Raw genomic sequence first — 21,038 nt, forward strand, 5'->3', positions numbered from 1 at the left:
AATATCTAGCTTCACCTTTTTAATCTATTTGCTAGTTAGAGCCTAACAAAGATGAACGTTATTTTCTATCGCCACGTAATTGCGTCACTTGTTGATATAACAATTGGCTATTTGCCTCTTGGGAAGACAGACATTCCCCTGCGACGATAGTGACTTGTGACCAGAAACGTTTGGGCCATTTTAATAATGCAACGCCACCCTCTCGACTAAAATAGCTCCCCCATAGTCCCTGCAGTGCCACGGGGATCACCGTGACATTCGAACGTTTAATGATTAAATCAATTCCACGCATAAACGGGGCTATTTCGCCATCAAAGGTGAGCTGTCCTTCTGGAAAGACACAAACTATATCGCCATTATCTAAATGTTCTGACACTTTGGAAAAAGCATTACGTATAGATGTACGGTCATTCGCATCGACAGGAATCGCCTTACATGCTTTACAGAAGGATTTGACCAATGGCAGGTTATAAATATTACGGTCCATCAAAAAGCGGATAGGGCGTGGGCAGCTGCCTGCTAATAGTAATGCATCCATGTAACTGACATGATTACAGACAAGTAGCACCCCTCCTTGTTCAGGAATATTATTCAAATTCTGTTTTTTTACTCGATACATCGTATGGGTGATCATCCAAACCACAAAGCGCCAAAAAAAATCAGGGGCTTGGAAGTAGATATAGACAACAACTAATGAATTCATCGCAGCTAAGATTAAGAAGAACTCTGGAATTGAAAGTTTTAAAAGAGATAAGAAGACAATGGCTGAAATAGCACTGACAACCATAAATACAGCATTCCATATATTATTTGCTGCAATGATTTGTGCACGTTCATCTTCTTTAGAGCGCTGCTGCATTAAGGCATAAAGCGGGACAATAAAAATACCACCAGCAATACCAAGTAATAGCAATGATGCAAAGATTGGCCATAGACTCGGTGCCGTCATAAACGCCATTAGGCTCTGAGTTTGTACTGTAGTTGCTGGAGCGAGGAAAAATAAACCTGAACCAAATAATGTGATCCCTAAACTACCAATAGGTACTATTCCTGGATCAATTCGGTGTTGAGATAAGCGATCACAACACATAGAGCCAATAGCAATACCAATAGAGAATAGCATCAGTAAGAAAGAGACAGAAGCGGCATTACCACCTAGGCTTATTTTTGCATAATTAGGGAATTGCGTGAGGTAGCAAGCCCCTAAAAACCAAAACCAACTAATACCCAAAATACATTGGAAAATTGTTTTATCTTGTCGTGCAATCGCCATGGTTGAACGAGTTTGTTTAATCGGTTGCCACTTGAAGGTTGCTTTCTTTACCGAAGGCGGTGCGCTCGGAATAGCAAGGGATGTGAGATAGCCTAATATCGCAAAAAAGATCACTGATCCTGCCGCAATATAGTGAGCGTTATGGCTGTCGGCAATAAAACCTGCGAGCAATGTGCCAAGTAAAATAGCTAAAAAGGTACCTGTTTCAACTAAAGCATTACCGGATATTAACTCTTCTGATTTTAAGTGCTGGGGGAGTAAGGCATATTTTGCTGGGCCGAAGAAGGCCGATTGGGTTCCCATTAAAAAGAGTAACACCAGCAGAGCAGAATAACTTTGATAGAAGAAGGCTATTGCAGCAAGACTCATTATCACAATTTCTGCCAGTTTTACTCGGCGCATGATCATTGCTTTATCGTATTGATCGGCAATAACACCGGCAGATGCTGAAAATAAAAAGAAAGGTAAAATAAATAGCCCTGCGGCAATATTAATCAGTAAATTTGCACTCAGTGGAAGGCTATCAACAGAAGCGTAAGCGATCAGGATTAATAATATATTTTTGTAAACATTATCATTAAATGCCCCAAGTGCCTGCGTTAAAAAATACGGTAAGAAGCGCCGTTTGGTTAGAAGACTCGATTGGGGCTGTGTGGTCATTTACGCTATCTCTATTACTGTTTCCACTTATTTAGATAAGTATTTAAAAGATTATCAATAAGTGCTTTGCCGTCAACAGGCGTTGAGGTAAATAGCTTATCATCAACAGTAAGTAGCGTAATACCGTGAACACCAGCCCAAATAACACGGCTTGTTTCCAGTACTTCTTCTTTAGATATGTTACTGCTAACTTGACCAATCAATGATTCCAACATACCCGTCATATTATTGATTCGATCTGATTGCCATTCTGGTAAATCTTCACCATTCATTGTGTGTTGGAAGATTAACTGCCAGCGGTATGGGTGGGCAATTGCAAAGTCGAGATAACAATATGCGAGACTACGAAGTGCCTGCTCTGGATTGGTTGCCCCTGTTAGACACGATTGTACTTCTTGAGATAATTCATCAAGTGTTTGGGCAACAGCGTGTAGTAACAGTAAATTATAATTACCGAATACATTTACTAATGTACTAGGAACATAACCAATCATAGCTGCAACTTTACGTAAACTTAGCTCATGGTGAGGGTGCTCATTGAGAAAGTTTTTTACCTGCTCCAGTGTCATGCTTACCAACTCTTCACGAGTATGGTCATTTCTTCTTGCCATGGATATTACTCTTTGATGTGTTTGCTTATCGTATGTTAAAAACTAACGTTTTTAATTATAGAACAACGTTCTATATTGTTATTATTATCTAATCGAAACCATAGTTGTTAGGAATTCGATGTCAGAAACAAGTTGTGACAATTTTATTTCTAAAGATTTGAAATGATATCTTGTCACAACAAAAATCACCAATACTAAAAGCTATACAGTTTTATTCTTGGTATTTTCTAAAGAAACTTGATCATTTAACGTCCAAAAATCGATAAGAATACCTATTAGGAAGAAACCAAAGGTACAAAGATAAAGTATACCAGTGATCCATTTACCCATGTACATACGGTGGACGCCAAACACACCAAGGAAAGTAAGCAGCAGCCAAGCGATATTATAATCAATATCACCACTAGCAAAACGCAAGTCAGATTCTCTATTCATTGATGGAATTAAAAACAAGTCAATTAACCAACCAATACCGAATAGACCTAAGGTTAAAAACCAAATAGTCCCTGTTACTGGTTTGCCATAATAAAAGCGGTGAGCGCCCGTAAAGCCGAATATCCAGAGTAGATAACCAATGAGTTTACTGTGAGTGTTATTCTCTTGCATAAAAATATCCATGTTAGTGTTGAAAATATCGTAAGATAAAAAAACAACAAAGGCTTAACGTTTAATTACTTATTAGAGACCACTTTTGATGGATAAAGTGCCATAAAATGAGGAATATTTTATAAGTATATTAAATAAAAAACAGGATACAAAAATATTGAGGTGCTGTATTCAAGAATGATGAAATTATCATCGATAGATGTTAAGAAACAGTAACAATTTAGCAACGGCTTTGAATTGACATTCTCCGTTATATAGCTACGATGCTTACAGGATATGGATAAGGTACTTCAACAATGATGAAACGCTTTTTTACTGTATTTGCTTTAGTGTTTGTGGTCGCATTGTCGACACCGCATGCTGAAGCAAAGAGATTTGGTGGTGGTAAGTCATTTGGTAAAAGTTTTAAAACTGCGCCAATGAAAAAACAACAGCCACAACAAACAGATACTATTCGTAAACAAAATTCACCTGCGTCATCGAGCAAGAAAGGCTTAATGGGTGGCCTATTAGGTGGTTTACTTGCAGGTGGTTTACTTGCTGCTTTCTTTGGTGGTTCATTTGATGGTATCCAGTTTATGGATATTCTCATTATTGGTGTGATTGCATTCGTATTGTTTAAACTATTTAAAGCAATGCGTACAAACAAAGGCACTTCAATGGGGCATCGTGAATCTTACGCAGGAAACTCTCCTCGTCAGCAGCCACAGCAAGCACAACAGCAATACCGTCAAGCGACAGGTTCGCAGTCTCAACCACAAAATGGTGGTTTTGAGTCAACTGATAGTGATGTGCCATTTAATTTACCGCCTAACTTTAATATGAATTCATTTTTAAGTGGTTCTCGCGATCACTATCGTATTATTCAAGGCGCATGGAACCATAACGAATTAGCGAAAATCAAAGAATACGTATCATCTGCGTTATTTGCTGATTTACAAGCTGAACGTGCCAAACTTTCAGGTGAGCAACATACCGAAGTGATGTACGTTGATGCCGAACTTGTACGTGCAGACTATGACGCGAATTCAGCACAGCTAAGTATTCAGTTCTCTGGCCGTTACAAAGATAGCCAAGAGGGGATTGAAGAAGATATTAATGATGTATGGCATTTAGAGCGAGATTTAAAAACGCCGAACGCGCCATGGTTAATTGTTGGTATTCAAGCTTAATTTAAAAAGCCGCTTTTATTAGCGGATTTTTTATATCTCTCAACAGGTTAGGGTGTTTTTTGTACAGATGTAAATATCTGAAAAAAGAGTTCTAAAATTATGAGTTTGATCGCGTTTTACTGATATAAAGATCGTAAGATGTTGATCTTGGCACCTAGTTTTATCACCAGCAACAGCTAGTATTAACTCATGATATTAAATAGGTCAGTCATTAGACATTGAGATCTAAATAGAAACTAATAAGAGGTCGTTATGCCATACACTCAAGATATTGTTGAAGAAATGAATCTATTAGTGAAATTCCCTATTCATAGCAACATGGAAGGGGTAAAAGTTCATAGTGATGCAAATCCAGCATTGGTTTCAGCTGCTCAACGCTTATATGCGAAAGGATTGGTTACTCAATTTGATGGTGGTTATTTAACACATACAGGTCATCAGGTTGCGGAAAACGCAAAAATTGCATTACGTATTCTGACGGGGAAAACGACAGAATAACGCAGTCGCAAGATAAAGAGCATTGATCAAGTCATTTGCTCTAATTCTGTAATTATCGTTAAAGCTTGCTCATTGGTTTTTCCACAAATATCAGGGCAAGCTTTAAAATGGTGGCATACAGCAGGGCGTTCAGCTTTGCCAAAAAGTTTACATAAATTCTGTTCATTGAGTTGAACGCAAGGTACACCTGCAGGTTTGCCGTTGGGCATTCCAGGTATGCTTGATGAGATACTTGGAGCTATACAGCAGGCACCACAGCCAAGACGACATTCCATCAATCACTCTCTTCATTGGTTAAATTGGCTGCGCAAATTATCACTCCTTATTCATAAGATCAAAAATTAAATATCTATTTCAGTGTTATATTTATGTTGACCGTATTCTTACTAAATAATAATAGCTCTCATTTCGATGCAATTATTGATTAATAGGTAATTTGAATTTGCAGTTTACCGTCAGGGTCGCTATAAACACCGCGCTATAATAAAATAGTAAATGGTAATTTAGCGCTGTTCTAAAGCGCATAACGTGAATTTAGTGTAGGTATCATGACGCATTTTTGGCAAGAAAAAGACTTAGCAACAATGACAGATCAGGAGTGGGAATCACTTTGTGACGGTTGTGGTAAGTGCTGTCTGCATAAGCTTATTGATGATGATACAGATGATATCTATTACACCAATGTGGCATGTAGTTTATTAGATAATAAAACATGTTCTTGCAAAGATTATCCTAATCGTTTTGAATCCGGAGAAGAATGTCTAAAATTGACTCGTGATCGTATTGATGAGTTTGTTTGGCTTCCTGAAACGTGTGCATACCGTTTATTAGCAGAAGGAAAGCCATTACCTGAGTGGCATCCACTGATTACTGGTTCAAAAGAAGCGATGCATAAAGCTAATGAATCGGTACGCGATAAGATTGTGTATGAAATCGATGTTATCGACTGGGAGGACCATATCTTGAATCATCCCAATCGCATTATTGATTAATTAATCGATAACGATACGCAAAAAACGCCTTATCTGTACAGTATGATGAGGCGTTTTTTATTGCGACAATAACTGGTTACTGTTGAAAGGTATTACATTGACGAGGATCGCCAGTTGTTAGTCCTTTCTTAAACCATTCAATGCGTTGTGCTGAGGTGCCATGTGTAAAACCGTCAGGTTGAACTGCATGGCCTGCCATTTTCTGTAAATGGTCATCGCCTACCGAGCTGGCAGCGTTGAGCCCTTCATCAATATCTCCTGCCTCAAGTATGCCTTGTTGATTGACGTAATGTCCCCATACGCCGGCATAGCAGTCTGCTTGTAGTTCAAGTTTTACACTTAAGCGGTTGGCTTCCACTTTGCTGCTACGTTGCTGCATTTGATGTACTTTAGTACTTGTGCCTAATAAGTTTTGTACATGGTGTCCCACTTCATGAGCAATAACATAAGCAAAAGCAAAATCACCGGGGGCTCCTAGCTTTTTAAGCTCGTTCATAAAGCTTAAATCTAAATACACTTTTTTATCCGCAGGGCAATAAAATGGGCCAGACTGCGCTGAGCCTGTGCCACAAGCTGTTTGGGTTACATTATTGTAAAGCACTAGCTTGGGTGGTTGGTATTTACCATCAAGGATCTTATTCCAGACGGTTTCAGTTGTGCCTAATACCGCAGCGACAAATTGTTTATTCTCATCATTTTGGATTGTTCGTTGAGAAGGTATAGCTGATTGCTGCTGTCCCATCATGTTACCGCCAGTAAAGTGTTGATACGCTAAAAATAAGCCACCGACAACCATAATAACTCTACCTATTTTTGTTTTAATTAAAAAAGGAATAAAGCGAAATAAAGCACCAATCGGCAACCCAGCTTTAGACGAGCCTTGGCCTCGACGATCTTCAATATTGGTACTTCGACGGGAGTTTTTCCAACGCATAGTGGATCCTTAATAAACAGAATTTTATCAATAAATAATGGCCTAAATTTACGCGCAAGTGTGAATTTTCCTTATGGTAAATAAGCAAGCCGTTTTAGCGGGATAAATGGGGAGTATTCATGATGGTGGAAGGTAAAAAAGACAGCCCAATAAGATTGGGCTGTAAATGAAGGTTATTGCTGATGCGCGCGCTGAAGCACTTCGATGATTGGTGCCGCTTTATTTAAGGCACGGATATCGGTAAATAATAATTTGGCTTGTGGGTACTCATGACGTAGGTAAGAGAACCATTGCTTTACCCGGTTAGGGTAATAAAGCCCTTTATCTCCTTTGATCTCAAATTGAGAGTAAACTAGAAGTAAGGCGAGTACGTCTTCCCAACTCATATGCGCTTGATTATGTTTTACCACATTGCCTAAATTCGGCAAATTAAGTGCGCCTCGACAGACCATTAACGCATCAGTATTGGTAGCGGTAAGGCATGCTTGACCATCGTGATAATTCCAGACTTCGCCATTTGCAATAATGGGAATAGCGACACTATTTTTAAGCTGTTTAATGTAATCCCATTTGATGGTCTCTGCGCGGTAGCCATCTTCTTTAGTACGCGCATGGACCACCATTTCATCGGCGCCGGCTTGGGCAATAGCATCTGCAATTTCAAAACATTGGGCAGGATCATCCCAGCCTAAACGTACTTTTGCCGTTAAAGGCTTAATGGGATTGACAGCAGCGCGACAAGCTTTAACTATTTGATAAATACGCTCTGGCTCTTTTAGTAAAACTGCGCCACCACGACTTTTATTAACCGCTTTTGCTGGACAACCAAAGTTAATATCAACGCCTGCTGAGCCTAATGAGCATGCACGCTGCGCATTTTCAGCCATCCAGTTAGGATCTTGTCCTAAAATTTGTACCCGAACAGGAGTACCTGAGCGTGTTTTTCCATCTTGACGTAATTCAGGACATAGACGATAGAAAACACTGCTCGGCAATAGGCTATCAATGACACGGACAAATTCAGTGACACAAAGATCGTAGTCATTAATTTCAGTCAGCATCTCACGCATTAAATGGTCTAAGACGCCTTCCATCGGGCCTAAAATAACTCGCATAGTGGTTATAGCTCTGCTCGGTAATTACATATAAGGGGCAAGATTCTAGTGCGAGAGGGTTAATTTGTCACCATTGATTTTAAATTGTGCGGAGTTGATGACCCGAAACTATGGTTTTTTGTTCAAGTTGATGTTTTTGACAAGATAGTGCCATTTTTACCATGCTACGTGCCACGTAATCAGCTGGTATTGGGGAGAAATGTTTTAGAGGACCGACAACCAGTGGATTGATCACATCAAACACGTGTTGTAATAATTGCTCGTCAGTACGAATTTCACTACGTTCACCTTTTAAAGGGCCTGGCCGAATAAAAATACAGTGTTCAAATTCCATCTTGGTTATTGCTTGCTCCATTTTTCCTTTGCAGCGTAAGTAATGGGAAGGAGAGTGGCTTGATGCCCCAAGGCTTGATACTACAATAATGTGTTTAACACCCAGGTTTTTCATTGTGGTGGCGACATCTTTTACCAAATCGAGATCAACCGCAGCAAGTGCTGATTTACTGCCCGCTTTGCGCTTTGTCGTACCTAAACAAATAAAGCCATATTGCGGCTGAGGCGTTTCGTGCTCCCAGCTATTTATCCGAAGAAGCGGATCTATGATTTGGTGTAATTTACTGCTGTGAAACGGTAAGTCACGACGAGATAAAGTATAAATATGTTTGAATTTATTATTGGCAAGTAGCTGGTGTAAGAGTTCATCTCCAACTAAACCACTCGCGCCAGCAATGATTGCATTTAAATCGTGATTATCCATGGCTATTCCCATCGCATAGATTGTAAATGATGACATTTATCTGTAATTAAACAGAATATATGTTTAATTTCGCTGAACTGCATCAAATATCAAGAAATTAGCATAATAAATTTTTAATCGGCACCACTTACACTGTTATCAGAAACAATCATTATTGCGTTTTTTCTACTCATTAAGTGATGATATGAAGATAAAGGGTGAGTTCAGGTATAATGGCGATAGAAACTTTTATTGGAAATTATCATGAATACATTAATAACACTCCCAACTGGCTGGGATGGTATGTCAGCTCCTTTTATTGAAGGCGCGTTATTTGCCGCAAATGCAAACCCGAAACCTATGGAGCCAGAGATTTGGTTACCTGTGTTATTAACTGGTGCTGTCACTGAAGGTAATGATATAGCGCTATCAGAGACCGATAAAGTTGCCGTATTAAATCACTTTGAAATGCAGTATCGCACAGTAAAAGCGGGTGAATACCAATTACCGATAGAGCTTAAATGGCAAGAAAGTGGTGATACAAATGAGGCACTTTCACAGTTTGCTCAAGGCTTTTTAGCTGTTTGGCATTACATTGAACCAAACTGGGAAGAGATGTCTATTTCAGATGGCACAATGCGCATGCTATCAGCATTACTGACAACGCTTATGCTATGTGTTGATGAAGCCGGTACTCTGGAACAAATGGAGCAAGCGGGCGTGACAGGAATGCCAGCACCGAGTGAGCTTTATTCGCAACTACCATTGATGCTAACTGAAGTGATGATGGCAGCGGATCAATTTCAGCTTGGCGCAGGAGCACAAGCGATTAACCCTTATAAAAATATTGGTCGTAATGATCCTTGCCCATGTGATAGTGGTAAGAAATTCAAACAGTGCTGCGGTAAGTCACATTAATGCAAAAGCTTAAAACAATCCTTGTTGTTGCGGGAGTTATTGAGAAAGAAGGTAAGTACCTACTTGCTCAGCGGTTAGATAATGCGAGCCAAGGTGGTTTATGGGAGTTTCCTGGCGGTAAAGTTGAAGTGGGGGAATTACCAGAGCATGCATTAGAGCGTGAGCTCATGGAAGAGTTAGCGATCACGACTAAAACACAACAATGGTTGGCTGATAGCGTGTTCGATTACGGTGATAAAATCATTGAATTAAAAGGTTATTTAACTCTATGGTGTGAAGGCGATATTGTATTAAATACGCATCAAGCAATGGTGTGGGTGAGTTTAAACGAATTTAAACTCTATACATTATGTCCTGCTGATTACCCTATTCTAACCGCCTTAGAACAAAGCGCATTAACGAAGTAAGTACTAACAAAAAGCGAAGCCTATATTGTAGTCTTCGCTTTTTCTGTCTTATTATTCGCTACTAACTTAAGCTGATTTCTTACCGAAGAACTGCGCGATAACCATGACTGCCCAAACAATAAGATTTCCAGCAAAAATAACAACTAACCATTGTGGCATTGTTAGTGTTAAGAAATGCCAAACAATTTTGGCACAATCACCGTATGCTTCAAACATCCAAGGAGCCCAATGGTTTATTGGCGCCCAGGTTGGAAATTGGACGAATAAATCACAGGTTGCAAACGGTGATGGGTTTAGCTGAAAACCCACATGTTGATAGGCCAATACAACACCTCGGTATGCACAATATCCCCAAACGGCTAAACCAATCCAACGGAAAAAGACATTTTGAGGGGCGAGAAGGCCAACAATAGCGGCAAAACCGATCCCCATCATAGCGACACGTTCATAAACACACATCACACACGGTGCAAGGTTCATTATATGTTGGAAGAATAGGGCACAACCTTCAAAGATAACAATAGAAAGAAGTAGTAGCAGCCATGCTAAACGTGATTTTGAAAAGGTATTGAGGTATTGCATCATCGATACTCTACGTACTAATTAAGATAAAAGAAAACCCCGAACTATCAGGGTTTTCATATACGTTATGACACTAATCTAACATCAATATTCAATCATAGCTTTATAGAGAAGTAAATCATCTGTAAATTTCGCTATTGTGAATTAGTGAGCAAGTGCCGGTATTGTTGCGGCCGCTGATGATGCATCAGTGATCCAGCCCATGGTATAAAACCATTCTGTCATTGGGACTAGCATCAGCTCAATGCCGGCCAAACCCACGGATGCAAGTACAATGGTGTAAGGCAACGCCATGTATACCATACGACCGTAAGAAAGACGGATAAGTGGTGCAATTGCCGAGGTTAAAGCAAACAAGAACGCTGCTTGACCATTTGGTGTTGCTACTGATGGTAGGTTAGTACCTGTATTGATAGCAACGGCTAACATATCAAACTGACTTCGGTTAATAACACCGTTTGTTAGCGCAGTTTTTACTTCGTTAATATATACCGTTCCAACGAATACGTTGTCTGACACCATAGATAGCAAGCCATTAGCAATGTAGAACATAGTAAGCTGTGAACTACCTTCAAGGCTTAATACCCAATTAATAATAGGTGCGAATAGTTGTTGGTCAATGATTACCGCAACGATAGAGAAGAATACCGCAAGTAGTGCTGTAAAGGGTAGCGCTTCTTCAAATGCTTTACCCAGAGCGTGCTCTTCGGTGATACCAGTAAACGATGTAGCCAAAATAATCACTGTTAAACCGATTAAACCAACCGCAGCTAAGTGCATAGCAAGGCCGATAATTAGCCATACTGCAATTGCTGCTTGAATAATTAATTTAGCGTAGTCAAGGTTAGTACGTGATTTACGTTCTTCATTATCAAAGTCGACTAAAATTTGGCGAACATTTTCAGGTAATTCTGCACCATAGCCACAGATTTTAAATTTCTCAACCAGTGCACAGGTTAACAAGCCACAGAAAAAAACAGGGACAGTAACGGGCGCCATACGAATAATAAATTCACCAAAATCCCAACCTGCTTGATCGGCAATGATTAAATTTTGAGGTTCACCTACCATTGTCATTACGCCACCTAATGCTGTACCCACACCGGCATGCATTAGCAAGCTACGGAGGAATGCACGGTAGTTTTCTAAATCATCACGGCTTAGCTCTGGAACGTGATTATCATTGGTATGATCATGATTAGAGTGAGGATCTTGCCCTGAAGCAACCTTATGATAAATACTATAGAAGCCTACCGTTACACTGATAACAACCGCAATAACGGTTAGTGCATCAAGGAAAGCGGAAAGAAAAGCGGCCATCACACTAAATGCGAGAGAAAGTAAAATTTTAGAGCGGATGCCGATTAATATTTTAGTAAACATGAACAACAATAGCTGTTTCATGAAGTAGATACCCGCGACCATAAAGACCAGTAAGAGTAGAACTTCAATATTTGCAACAAGTTCATGTTTCACTTGATCTGGACTTGTCATCCCAATAGCAACAGCTTCTATTGCCAATAAACCACCAGGCTGTAATGGATAACATTTTAATGCCATTGCTAGCGTAAAGATGAATTCGATTACTAACAACCAGCCAGCAACAAACGGATCAATAAGAAAAAATACAATAGGGTTAATGATCAAAAAAGTAATGATTGCAATTTTGTACCAGTCAGGTGCCTTACCCAAAAAATTTTTGATAAAGGCATTCCCTAGCGATATAGCCATGTGTTGATCTCTTTATTATTCGCGCAAAATAGTATGGATCTGATGTCGGCTAAATGCCTTGATTGATCAATCAGCAGGGTAATCAGTCGCTTCTTGCAAAAGATTATTGGTCGAGATTGAGGTATCAAAGTTAAACAAGAGTATGGTTCTCGGATGTTTTAACTTTCTTAGGCAGCAGCTTCCATTCGCTCCCAGTTCATCTTTATATAACTCTACCGTTTAAGAGAAATTAGTCAATAAGTTAAACAAAAATGCAATTATTTCGTTACATTTTCATCTTGAAATGGGAGTTGAATATGTCAGTGTAATAAACCGCACAGTATACAGAAAATGAGGCTAGAATTGTTAGAAGCATTCAATATCCCATTTTTTAGTGAGCGGTCTAACAATATCGTTGTATTTTTATACTTCTCTTTCATGTTCATGTCAGAGTTAGTAGTGAGGTTTCTTCTCAGAAGAAACTAGTGGTATGATGAGTGCAATTATAAAAGTGCAAGAAGCGAACTGGATTTTACTTAAATGGTCATTAAGGCAGATAGCCCAGCGACATTTGCTGAGAAATATATTATTGAAAGCATTTGGAATAACCACTTTCCTCAGGGGTCTATTCTTCCTGCTGAGCGTGAACTTTCAGAGTTAATTGGAGTAACTCGAACAACATTACGTGAAGTATTGCAGCGTTTAGCGCGTGATGGATGGTTAACTATCCAACATGGTAAGCCAACGCGTGTTAATAACTACATGGATACGTCAGGTTTAAATATTCTTGATACCTTAGTGACACTAGATGGGCAGGATGTTCAACGAGTATTAACCGATCTTCTTGCTGCTCGAACTGATATTAGTAGCGTATTTATGCGTTACGCTGTAAGAAGTAATGCAGAAGAATCAAGTCTTTTAATTCAGCATGTCATTGATTCAGTTGAAAGGCTTCGTAATGCTTCAAGCTTTGCTGAGTTTATTGAAAACAGTGATGATCGTATTGATCTTATTCAAGAAGTTAAAAAAATCGTAGATAAATACGGTAAAGATGATCCACAGCTTTGTGAAGAAATTTGTTTAGCTCGTGCATTCAACTATTATGATTATCGTCTGTTTCAAGGTATGGCGGGTAAGTCTGGTAATACACTTTATGTACTAACTATTAATGGCTTACGTAAAATTTACACGCGCGTTGGTGGTTATTACTTTATGAAGCCAGAAGCATGTGAATTAGCATTAAGTTTCTACCGCGATATGAAATCATACTGTGATGGAAATAAGCCAGAGCTAGTTGCTGATCGTATTCGTTTATATGGACGTGAAAGTGGTGCGATTTGGTATAGTCATCGTGTTGAAATCTCAAAATACATGTACGAAGAAGAGCAATAATTTAAAATTACTGCGGCGAACATTAGACCAAGTGTTAAGCACTTGGTTTTTTTATGTCTGTATTTCTGTTTTTTAAATCAGCATCTTGATGTAAATAGGAATACTTGAAGATGAATAACTCGATTGTAAGTTGATTGTATAGTTAGCATAACTAATAATTAAGGATCAATTATGTTAATAAAATGGTCAGTATGACAAGCAGTGAAGTGTACCGAATTGGTTCCGTAACCTACGACAGTTCAACACGAACTCTTACTCATGACAATGGACAGACAGAGTATTTTACGCCCCGAGTGAGTGATGTATTTTTACTTTTACTAGCACACCAAGGAAAATGTGTAGCAAAAGAGTTTTTATTATCTCAGTGTTGGGGAGATACGATTGTATCTGAGCAGGCCTTAACGAATGTGATTTCTAAACTTAGAAAAGTATTCGCTAAGCATGCTTTAGAGATGATTACGATCACAACAGTCAGTAAGTCTGGCTATTTACTTGAAGTCAAAATGGATGATAGTTGTGTTGTTGATGAAGAAAAAAAGCAAGTAAAACAACAACCAGAACGCAAAACTATAAAACCTTCTTTATTATCTGACGATATTATTAAAGTTAATGAAAATGATATAACGAAATCCGTAGAATCCAATATTCTTTGTCGAAAAAGTGTTTCATATTTATTAATTATACTTATTATTATTACTGCATTTTTAATTTATTACATTAATAGTGTAATAAATACCACACCATATTTCATTGATACTAATTATTATATTCATGAAATAAATATTGGTTCAAATAAAGTTTACTTTAATGAAGTAGATGACTACGACGTAGATAAAGAGCTTTTTATAAAAGGTATAACAAAAAGCCTATCATCAGTTTGCCATTCAAATATATATGCCCACTTTTATTATAATACTCGAATAGCGAATAATAGTTCGATAGTAGTCTTTATTATGCCATCTGATGGAAGGGCATTTAATTTTAGGATGTCTAAATATACATATGGTAGCTTTTATAAACAGTTGAGTAGTTACTTAAATAGTAAGAATATAAAATGCTAAAAAATACAAATACATTACTAGTTTTTATTTTAGTTTTCTTAATGATAGCTGTTTTTCATTTAGCAACAAATAAAGATAATTTGATCTCAACAACTTGGATTTGTGATCAGAAAAAAACAGGGTTTATATTTGATTCTTTTTCTAAATATAATCAAGTTTCTGAAAAAATGATTTTAACTTTTAGCTCTAAAGATCGTTTTTTTATTAATGAGCTTATCCAAGTGCAAGGGAATGATGAGGATGTTAAGTTAATGGAACTTTATTATGATGGTGATTATCTACAAAAAAGAGATCACTTAACACTAAAATTCGAGAGTGTTCAAATACAAAAAAAACATGATGATATTAATCTAAATAGAGCTTATAAAGAGTACGAAGGCCACAGCATTTTATATCGGTATAAAAATATTAATAATCGACTATATTTTTATACTGATAGTGAAAATGAATCGTTTGATATGGTTTGTTATAAAAACAAGTAAGTATTTTATTTTTAAAATGCTGATTTTAAATGTTTTTTATTGTATTTGTTTTTAGTGTAGTTAAGGTTTTTTTTTGTTTGTTTTTTTTAGACATGATTTACTAATCTGGGCATCTCTTTTGTAAAGCAGTTTAAAAAGTAAAATTATGAAAAAAATATTATTAGTGACACTTATTGGTACGTTAACGTCTTCATACGCATCAGCATATGAAAATCCATCTAATAAATATAATGGGTTTTATATTGGTGCTGGTGTTGGTACTACTGATTTTCATTATGATAAATCACTTACAAGCAGTGTTGAAAATAACCACGAAATTAATTATTCAAATAAAGCTGATGGTGAAAGCTATAAACTAATTGCGGGTTATCAGTTTAATCGTATTGTTTCTTTAGAAGCACAGTATACTAAATATGGCGATGTTAAAGAAACATTAGAAGTAGAAGGTCACAAGTTAACAAGTAAAGCAGAGCATCAATCTTTCAGCCTTGCTGCAAACTTGGGTTATACTTTTGATAATGGTTTACGTCCTTTTGCTCTTGTTGGTTTAGGCCAAATTTCTCTTAAATCACCTGGATTTAAAGATGATGGCGGTTTAATTCGTTTAGGAGCGGGTTTAGAGTATCAAATTAAACAAGTACCTGGTTTAGGTATTCGAACAGCTTATGAAGCAGACTTCTATACTCTGGAAGCGACTAATAAAGATTATGATATGTCTGTTGGCTCTTGGTACTTAGGTACAACATATCAGTTTTAATTATTAATTTAATCAACAAAGAGCCACTGAGGTAAATTTTTCAGTGGCATTGTTTTTATCTAGAGATGAAAATTTAAATCTCAGTATTATATTGTGTCTTAATTGGACACGTCGCAATAATTTGGGTGCGTCCGTCCGGAAATTCTTCTTCTAATGTGACATCAAATCCCCAGAGACGATGAAGATGTTTGATCACTTCTTTATGGCTATCAGCAAGTGGAATCCGATTATGGGGAATATAGCGTAGTGTTAATGAGCGATCACCGCGCAAAGCAACATTCCATACTTGAATATTGGGTTCATTATTACTGAGGTTATATTGTGAAGAGAGTTTTTCTCTGATCGCTCTATAGCCTTCTTCATTATGTATTGCACTCACTTCAACATAGTTATGACGATCATTATCGTTAACTGCAAAGAGTTTAAAATCTCGCATTAGTTTGGGCGACAAGAATTGGCTGATAAAGCTTTCATCTTTAAAGTTTTCCATCGCAAAATGTAAGGTATCAAGCCAATTAGATCCTGCTATATCAGGAAACCAATGCTTATCTTCTTCTGTAGGGTCTTCACATATTCGACGTATATCTTGAAACATTGCAAACCCTAAAGCATAAGGGTTTATACCACTGTAATAGGGGCTGTTATATTCAGGTTGGGCAACAACATTAGTATGACTATGCAGAAACTCCATAATGAAGCGCTCAGTCACTAAACCTTCGTCATAGAGATGATTAAGAATCGTGTAGTGCCAAAATGTCGCCCAGCCTTCATTCATGACCTGAGTTTGTTTTTGAGGATAAAAATATTGGCTGATCTTTCGTACTATTCGTACTAATTCACGTTGCCAAGGTTCAAGCAACGGTGCGTGTTTTTCGAAGAAATAGAGAATATTTTCCTGTGGTTCAGAAGGAAATCTTGTTTCTTCAATAATGGTTTCTTTTTCGGCTTGAACAGGAATGGTGCGCCATAGCGAATTGACTTGAGATTGAAGGTAATCTTCACGGGCTTTTTGACGAGCCTTTTCTTCGACTAATGATATTTTTTGCGGACGTTTGTAACGATCAACTCCGTAATTCATTAACGCATGGCAGGAATCAATGAGCTTTTCGACGTCATTGACGCCGTATTTTTCCTCACATTCAGTAATGTATTTCCGAGCAAAGAGAAGATAATCAATGATTGAACTTGCATCGGTCCATGTTTTAAAAAGGTAATTACCTTTAAAAAATGAATTATGACCATAGCAGGCATGCGCCATGACTAACGCTTGCATTGTGATGGTGTTTTCTTCCATTAGGTAAGCGATGCAGGGGTTCGAATTGATGACGATCTCATAGGCGAGCCCCATTTGCCCATGCTTATAGCCACGCTCTGTTTCAATAAAACGTTTACCAAAAGACCAATGATGATAATTGATTGGCATACCGATACTTGAATAGGCATCCATCATTTGTTCGGCAGTAATGATTTCAATTTGGTTTGGATAGGCATCTAGGCGATAGTGCTCTGCAACTCGCTTGATCTCGACATGGTATTGTTCTAGTAAGTCAAAGGTCCAATCTGGCCCATCGCTGAGTGTTTTTGTTTTTGTCTTTGTATTCATGACTAAGATCCCCTTAAAGCGCGTGATATCGGCCAGAAAGAGTAGCGATATTGTTTCAATATCGCTGACTATCGTTTAGTAAGCTTTCAAATATTAACTTACTTGTTTTTTAAATAGCTCTCTAAATACTGGGAAAATATCATCTACAGTCCGTATGTTTTGCATCGCAAAGTTATCATGGCTGTTATGTAGCGCTTCATACTCACGCCATAATGTCTGATGTGCTCGTCGTGTGATTTCTATGTATGAGTAATAACGTGAAAATGGCAATATATGCTTATCTAATAGCTCTCGACAACCGGGTGAGTCATCAGCCCAGTTATCGCCATCAGAAGCCTGAGCCGCATAAATATTCCATTCTTCAGGACGATATCTGTCTTTTACAATATCGTTCATCATACGTAGTGCGCTTGAAACAATAGTGCCACCAGTTTCCTGGGAATAGAAAAATTCGTGTTCATCTACTTCTTTTGCTTGGGTATGGTGGCGTATAAAAACAACATCTACATTTTTATAGGTACGGTTTAAAAAGAGATAAAGCAAAATATAAAAACGTTTAGCAATATCTTTTGTGGCTTGATCCATCGAGCCTGATACATCCATCAAACAAAACATTACCGCTTGGCTTGATGGTTGTGGTCGGCGTTCATAATTTTTATAGCGAAGATCAAAGGTATCAATAAATGGTGTTCTATTTATTTTTTGTTTCAATGACTCAATTTCTCGCTTTATCCTTTCTTCTTCAAAAGGTTGAGCAGGTTCGGTGTTAAATAATAAAGTGAGCGCTTGCTCTAAATCACGCAGTTTTCTTCTTTTTCCTGCGGTCATTGCGGTACGTCTCGCTAATGAATTTTGTAAGGTTTTCACAATGGCAATATTTGCGGGAACACCTTGTGATTTATAGCCTGAACGGAAGGTTTTCCACTCGACTATTTTGTTCATTTGTTTTTTTTGTAAATTGGGTAATTCAAGATCTTCAAATAAAAGATCAAGATATTCATCTTTAGATATTTGGAAAACAAATTCATCATTGCCTTCGCCATCAGGACTTGCATCTCCTTTACCAGCCCCACCTTGACCAGCCCCACCAGGCGGTCGCTCGATACGATCGCCTGGTGTGAATTGGTCGTTGCCAGGGTGGACAACATCACGTTGTCCACCTTTACCTTGATGAAAGCTAGGTTCTCGGATGTCACGTGATGGGATAGTGATATCTTCACCACTATCAACATCCGTGATCGAGCGTTTATTTACCGCATCAGCAATAGACTCTTTAATTTGCTGCTTATGGCGGCGTAAAAAGCGCTGGCGATTCACCGTACTTTTATTTTTACCATTGAGCCTGCGGTCGATAAAATATGCCATAGCTCCCCCTTATCTCATTTGCAGCTGGTTTACGACGATTTACGTACGCGTAAATACCATTCAGACAATAAACGTACTTGCTTGCGGGTATAGCCTTTTTCCATCATACGAGCGACGAAATCATCATGTTTCTTTTGCTCATCTGTTGATGTTTTAGCATTAAATGAAATAACAGGAAGTAGCTCTTCAGTATTAGAGAACATCTTCTTCTCTATTACTGTTCTAAGTTTTTCATAGCTGGTCCAGTTAGGGTTTTTGCCTGCATTATTTGCTCTAGCACGTAAAACGAAGTTAACAATTTCATTTCGGAAATCTTTAGGGTTACTGATCCCCGCCGGTTTCTCTATTTTCTCTAATTCGTTATTGAGTGCTTCGCGATTGAAGAGTTGTCCAGTTTCAGGATCACGGTACTCTTGGTCTTGAATCCAGAAGTCGGCATAACTGACATAGCGGTCAAAAATGTTTTGACCATATTCGGAGTAAGATTCGAGATAAGCAGTTTGAATCTCTTTACCAATGAACTCGACATACTTAGGTGTAAGGAAGCCTTTTAAATGTTCAAGGTATTTTTCTGCAATATCTTGTGGGAATTGTTCACGTTCAATTTGTTGCTCAAGTACGTAGAACAAGTGAACAGGGTTTGCAGCAACTTCTGAATGATCGAAGTTAAATACCCGTGACAAAATCTTAAAAGCGAAACGAGTTGATAGCCCATTCATACCTTCATCGACACCTGCGTAGTCGCGATATTCTTGGTACGATTTTGCTTTTGGATCGGTATCTTTTAGAGTTTCACCATCATAGACTCGCATTTTTGAGTATACACTTGAGTTTTCAGGCTCTTTCAAGCGAGAAAGAACGGTGAATCGAGCAAGAATCTCAAGCGTACTTGGTGAGCAAGGTGCGGCTGATAGCTCACTGCTTTCAATTAGTTTTTGATAGATTTTTATTTCTTCAGAAACCCGTAAACAATAAGGGACTTTTACGATATAAACACGATCTAGGAAAGCCTCATTCGTTTTGTTATTTCTAAAGGTTTGCCACTCTGATTCATTAGAGTGGGCAAGGATCATTCCATCGAAAGGTAATGCGGATAGCCCTTCAGTACCGTTGTAGTTACCCTCTTGCGTTGCGGTAAGAAGTGGGTGAAGTACTTTTAACGGCGCCTTAAACATCTCAACAAACTCCATTAAGCCTTGGTTAGCTTTACATAGAGCGCCTGAATAACTATAAGCATCAGGATCGTCTTGAGAAAAATGTTCAAGTTGACGTATATCTACCTTACCAACTAATGATGAAATATCTTGGTTATTTTCATCACCCGGCTCAGTTTTTGCGATACCCACTTGATCAAGAATAGAAGGACGAACTTTCACAACTTTAAATTGTGTAATATCGCCCCCAAATTCATGGAGTCGTTTTGCCGCCCAAGGCGACATGATGGTATTTAAGTATCGTGACGGAATATTGTATTCATTGGCAAGAAGATCACCATCTTCTGATTTATCAAATAAACTGAAAGGGTGATCATTAACAGGACTGCGTTCCCCATTTGCAGTCAGAATATAAATAGGCACTTTCTGCATTAAACTTTTTAATTTTTCTGCTAGCGATGACTTACCACCGCCGACAGGGCCCAATAAATAAAGAATTTGCTTACGCTCTTCAAGCCCTTGGGCTGCATGTTTTAGGTAAGACACGATTTGTTCTATTGCATCTTCCATACCATAGAAGTCTTCAAACGTTTTATAACGAGAGATGACACGGTTAGAGAAGAGACGGCTAAGATATGGGTCTTGTGCGGTATCAATCATTTCTGGTTCGCCAATCGCCATTAATAGACGCTCTGCGGCGTTAACGTAGGCGCTGCGATCGTTACGACAAATATCAAGGAACTCTTGTAATGAAAGTTCTTCATCCTTGGATTCTTCATAGCGATGACGATAGTGGTCAAAAATACTCATGGTATGCCCCCTGAATCGTTCTTTGATCATTTAGACAGGACGAAAATCAACCTCTTTTGCATCCCTTACTCTAAGCCTAGTCCGAACTAATCAATTTGCTGTACTGAGTTAATGATTTTTAAATAAAAATACCTTGTGATAACGGTTTTAAACTGGATGTTTTTCAACCGTATATTTTTACTATCCTCTTATGGGATGGG

21 protein-coding genes are annotated in these 21,038 nt (G+C 38.2%); 9 read left to right on the forward strand and 12 right to left on the reverse strand.

Going from position 1 to position 21,038, the window contains the following annotated elements; genetic code table 11:
- Positions 1 to 58: 58 nt before the first annotated feature.
- The 3 genes from SKA34_RS15225 to SKA34_RS15235 form a co-directional block, all read right to left on the reverse strand.
- On the reverse strand, positions 59 to 1,933 hold the full coding sequence (locus SKA34_RS15225; protein WP_006646423.1) for an MFS transporter: 1,875 nt from the start codon (positions 1,931 to 1,933) through the stop codon (positions 59 to 61).
- A 14-nt stretch (positions 1,934 to 1,947) separates the two neighbouring features.
- A complete protein-coding gene (locus SKA34_RS15230; RefSeq protein WP_006646424.1) occupies positions 1,948 to 2,544 on the reverse strand; it encodes a TetR/AcrR family transcriptional regulator in 597 nt (198 codons plus the stop codon).
- Positions 2,545 to 2,745: 201 nt separating this feature from the next.
- Positions 2,746 to 3,150, reverse strand: coding sequence for a TM2 domain-containing protein (locus SKA34_RS15235; protein ID WP_006646425.1), 405 nt, complete (start codon positions 3,148 to 3,150; stop codon positions 2,746 to 2,748).
- A gap of 299 nt (positions 3,151 to 3,449) precedes the next feature.
- Between SKA34_RS15235 and SKA34_RS15240 the strand changes: the two genes are divergently transcribed.
- Complete coding sequence (locus tag SKA34_RS15240; RefSeq protein WP_039860701.1) at positions 3,450 to 4,322, forward strand: Tim44 domain-containing protein; 873 nt, start codon at positions 3,450 to 3,452, stop codon at positions 4,320 to 4,322.
- 252 nt (positions 4,323 to 4,574) lie between these two features.
- Positions 4,575 to 4,820 carry a TIGR02647 family protein gene (locus SKA34_RS15245; RefSeq protein ID WP_006646427.1) on the forward strand — a complete coding sequence of 82 codons (246 nt, stop codon included), beginning with the start codon at positions 4,575 to 4,577 and terminating at the stop codon, positions 4,818 to 4,820.
- A gap of 26 nt (positions 4,821 to 4,846) precedes the next feature.
- On the opposite strand, the gene SKA34_RS15250 is transcribed toward SKA34_RS15245, so the two are convergent.
- Positions 4,847 to 5,095, reverse strand: coding sequence for a zinc/iron-chelating domain-containing protein (locus SKA34_RS15250; RefSeq protein WP_006646428.1), 249 nt, complete (start codon positions 5,093 to 5,095; stop codon positions 4,847 to 4,849).
- Between the two features lie 273 nt (positions 5,096 to 5,368).
- Between SKA34_RS15250 and SKA34_RS15255 the strand changes: the two genes are divergently transcribed.
- Positions 5,369 to 5,812 (forward strand): YcgN family cysteine cluster protein, encoded by a 444-nt coding sequence (locus SKA34_RS15255; RefSeq protein ID WP_006646429.1) that lies wholly within the window; start codon positions 5,369 to 5,371, stop codon positions 5,810 to 5,812.
- Between the two features lie 76 nt (positions 5,813 to 5,888).
- Here SKA34_RS15255 and SKA34_RS15260 read toward each other — a convergent pair whose 3' ends face one another.
- The 3 genes from SKA34_RS15260 to SKA34_RS15270 form a co-directional block, all read right to left on the reverse strand.
- Positions 5,889 to 6,746, reverse strand: coding sequence for a neutral zinc metallopeptidase (locus tag SKA34_RS15260; protein ID WP_006646430.1), 858 nt, complete (start codon positions 6,744 to 6,746; stop codon positions 5,889 to 5,891).
- A gap of 173 nt (positions 6,747 to 6,919) precedes the next feature.
- Positions 6,920 to 7,861 carry a tRNA dihydrouridine(16) synthase DusC gene (dusC, locus tag SKA34_RS15265; protein WP_006646431.1) on the reverse strand — a complete coding sequence of 314 codons (942 nt, stop codon included), beginning with the start codon at positions 7,859 to 7,861 and terminating at the stop codon, positions 6,920 to 6,922.
- A gap of 79 nt (positions 7,862 to 7,940) precedes the next feature.
- Positions 7,941 to 8,618: an NAD(P)H-binding protein gene (locus tag SKA34_RS15270; protein WP_006646432.1), complete on the reverse strand. Its 678-nt coding sequence runs from the start codon at positions 8,616 to 8,618 to the stop codon at positions 7,941 to 7,943.
- A gap of 243 nt (positions 8,619 to 8,861) precedes the next feature.
- Between SKA34_RS15270 and SKA34_RS15275 the strand changes: the two genes are divergently transcribed.
- Positions 8,862 to 9,515, forward strand: coding sequence for an SEC-C metal-binding domain-containing protein (locus SKA34_RS15275; RefSeq protein ID WP_006646433.1), 654 nt, complete (start codon positions 8,862 to 8,864; stop codon positions 9,513 to 9,515).
- The gene (locus SKA34_RS15280; protein ID WP_006646434.1) at positions 9,515 to 9,922 is read left to right on the forward strand and encodes a (deoxy)nucleoside triphosphate pyrophosphohydrolase; all 408 of its coding nucleotides are present in this window, start codon (positions 9,515 to 9,517) and stop codon (positions 9,920 to 9,922) included. The genes SKA34_RS15275 and SKA34_RS15280 overlap by 1 nt, the downstream gene beginning before the upstream one ends.
- A gap of 66 nt (positions 9,923 to 9,988) precedes the next feature.
- On the opposite strand, the gene dsbB is transcribed toward SKA34_RS15280, so the two are convergent.
- Positions 9,989 to 10,504 (reverse strand): disulfide bond formation protein DsbB, encoded by a 516-nt coding sequence (gene dsbB / locus SKA34_RS15285; protein WP_039860704.1) that lies wholly within the window; start codon positions 10,502 to 10,504, stop codon positions 9,989 to 9,991.
- 144 nt (positions 10,505 to 10,648) lie between these two features.
- Positions 10,649 to 12,235, reverse strand: coding sequence for a Na(+)/H(+) antiporter NhaB (nhaB, locus tag SKA34_RS15290; RefSeq protein ID WP_006646436.1), 1,587 nt, complete (start codon positions 12,233 to 12,235; stop codon positions 10,649 to 10,651).
- 519 nt (positions 12,236 to 12,754) lie between these two features.
- Between nhaB and fadR the strand changes: the two genes are divergently transcribed.
- From fadR to SKA34_RS15310, 4 genes are all read left to right on the forward strand, one after another.
- Positions 12,755 to 13,606, forward strand: coding sequence for a fatty acid metabolism transcriptional regulator FadR (gene fadR / locus SKA34_RS15295; protein ID WP_006646437.1), 852 nt, complete (start codon positions 12,755 to 12,757; stop codon positions 13,604 to 13,606).
- A gap of 191 nt (positions 13,607 to 13,797) precedes the next feature.
- Complete coding sequence (locus SKA34_RS15300) at positions 13,798 to 14,667, forward strand: winged helix-turn-helix domain-containing protein (RefSeq protein WP_232284284.1); 870 nt, start codon at positions 13,798 to 13,800, stop codon at positions 14,665 to 14,667.
- A complete protein-coding gene (locus SKA34_RS15305) occupies positions 14,661 to 15,149 on the forward strand; it encodes a hypothetical protein (protein ID WP_006646439.1) in 489 nt (162 codons plus the stop codon). Before SKA34_RS15300 ends, SKA34_RS15305 begins: the two co-directional genes overlap by 7 nt.
- Positions 15,150 to 15,294: 145 nt before the next feature.
- Positions 15,295 to 15,906 (forward strand): outer membrane beta-barrel protein, encoded by a 612-nt coding sequence (locus SKA34_RS15310; protein WP_006646440.1) that lies wholly within the window; start codon positions 15,295 to 15,297, stop codon positions 15,904 to 15,906.
- Positions 15,907 to 15,979: 73 nt separating this feature from the next.
- Here SKA34_RS15310 and SKA34_RS15315 read toward each other — a convergent pair whose 3' ends face one another.
- The 3 genes from SKA34_RS15315 to SKA34_RS15325 all read right to left on the reverse strand — a co-directional run bounded on the left by SKA34_RS15315 (position 15,980) and on the right by SKA34_RS15325 (position 20,838).
- Entirely contained in the window at positions 15,980 to 17,509 is a 1,530-nt protein-coding gene (locus SKA34_RS15315) for a SpoVR family protein (protein WP_006646441.1), read from the reverse strand.
- Positions 17,510 to 17,602: 93 nt separating this feature from the next.
- A complete protein-coding gene (locus SKA34_RS15320; protein WP_006646442.1) occupies positions 17,603 to 18,874 on the reverse strand; it encodes a YeaH/YhbH family protein in 1,272 nt (423 codons plus the stop codon).
- Between the two features lie 29 nt (positions 18,875 to 18,903).
- On the reverse strand, positions 18,904 to 20,838 hold the full coding sequence (locus SKA34_RS15325; RefSeq protein ID WP_006646443.1) for a PrkA family serine protein kinase: 1,935 nt from the start codon (positions 20,836 to 20,838) through the stop codon (positions 18,904 to 18,906).
- Positions 20,839 to 21,038 lie beyond the last annotated feature (200 nt).

The organism is Photobacterium sp. SKA34 (genome assembly GCF_000153325.1).
GTDB lineage: Bacteria > Pseudomonadota > Gammaproteobacteria > Enterobacterales > Vibrionaceae > Photobacterium.

Bases quoted from the DNA above. Each gene is read 5' to 3' on its own strand.
- SKA34_RS15240 (WP_039860701.1), top strand. From the start codon at position 3,450: ATGAAACGCTTTTTTACTGTATTTGCTTTAGTGTTTGTGGTCGCATTG.
- SKA34_RS15280 (WP_006646434.1), top strand. From the start codon at position 9,515: ATGCAAAAGCTTAAAACAATCCTTGTTGTTGCGGGAGTTATTGAGAAA.
- SKA34_RS15325 (WP_006646443.1), bottom strand. From the start codon at position 20,838: ATGAGTATTTTTGACCACTATCGTCATCGCTATGAAGAATCCAAGGAT.
- SKA34_RS15270 (WP_006646432.1), bottom strand. From the start codon at position 8,618: ATGGATAATCACGATTTAAATGCAATCATTGCTGGCGCGAGTGGTTTA.
- SKA34_RS15255 (WP_006646429.1), top strand. From the start codon at position 5,369: ATGACGCATTTTTGGCAAGAAAAAGACTTAGCAACAATGACAGATCAG.
- SKA34_RS15250 (WP_006646428.1), bottom strand. From the start codon at position 5,095: ATGGAATGTCGTCTTGGCTGTGGTGCCTGCTGTATAGCTCCAAGTATC.
- SKA34_RS15300 (WP_232284284.1), top strand. From the start codon at position 13,798: ATGACAAGCAGTGAAGTGTACCGAATTGGTTCCGTAACCTACGACAGT.
- SKA34_RS15260 (WP_006646430.1), bottom strand. From the start codon at position 6,746: ATGCGTTGGAAAAACTCCCGTCGAAGTACCAATATTGAAGATCGTCGA.
- SKA34_RS15310 (WP_006646440.1), top strand. From the start codon at position 15,295: ATGAAAAAAATATTATTAGTGACACTTATTGGTACGTTAACGTCTTCA.
- dusC (WP_006646431.1), bottom strand. From the start codon at position 7,861: ATGCGAGTTATTTTAGGCCCGATGGAAGGCGTCTTAGACCATTTAATG.
- SKA34_RS15245 (WP_006646427.1), top strand. From the start codon at position 4,575: ATGCCATACACTCAAGATATTGTTGAAGAAATGAATCTATTAGTGAAA.
- SKA34_RS15230 (WP_006646424.1), bottom strand. From the start codon at position 2,544: ATGGCAAGAAGAAATGACCATACTCGTGAAGAGTTGGTAAGCATGACA.
- SKA34_RS15275 (WP_006646433.1), top strand. From the start codon at position 8,862: ATGAATACATTAATAACACTCCCAACTGGCTGGGATGGTATGTCAGCT.
- dsbB (WP_039860704.1), bottom strand. From the start codon at position 10,504: ATGCAATACCTCAATACCTTTTCAAAATCACGTTTAGCATGGCTGCTA.
- SKA34_RS15235 (WP_006646425.1), bottom strand. From the start codon at position 3,150: ATGCAAGAGAATAACACTCACAGTAAACTCATTGGTTATCTACTCTGG.
- SKA34_RS15320 (WP_006646442.1), bottom strand. From the start codon at position 18,874: ATGGCATATTTTATCGACCGCAGGCTCAATGGTAAAAATAAAAGTACG.
- nhaB (WP_006646436.1), bottom strand. From the start codon at position 12,235: ATGGCTATATCGCTAGGGAATGCCTTTATCAAAAATTTTTTGGGTAAG.
- fadR (WP_006646437.1), top strand. From the start codon at position 12,755: ATGGTCATTAAGGCAGATAGCCCAGCGACATTTGCTGAGAAATATATT.
- SKA34_RS15225 (WP_006646423.1), bottom strand. From the start codon at position 1,933: ATGACCACACAGCCCCAATCGAGTCTTCTAACCAAACGGCGCTTCTTA.
- SKA34_RS15305 (WP_006646439.1), top strand. From the start codon at position 14,661: ATGCTAAAAAATACAAATACATTACTAGTTTTTATTTTAGTTTTCTTA.
- SKA34_RS15315 (WP_006646441.1), bottom strand. From the start codon at position 17,509: ATGAATACAAAGACAAAAACAAAAACACTCAGCGATGGGCCAGATTGG.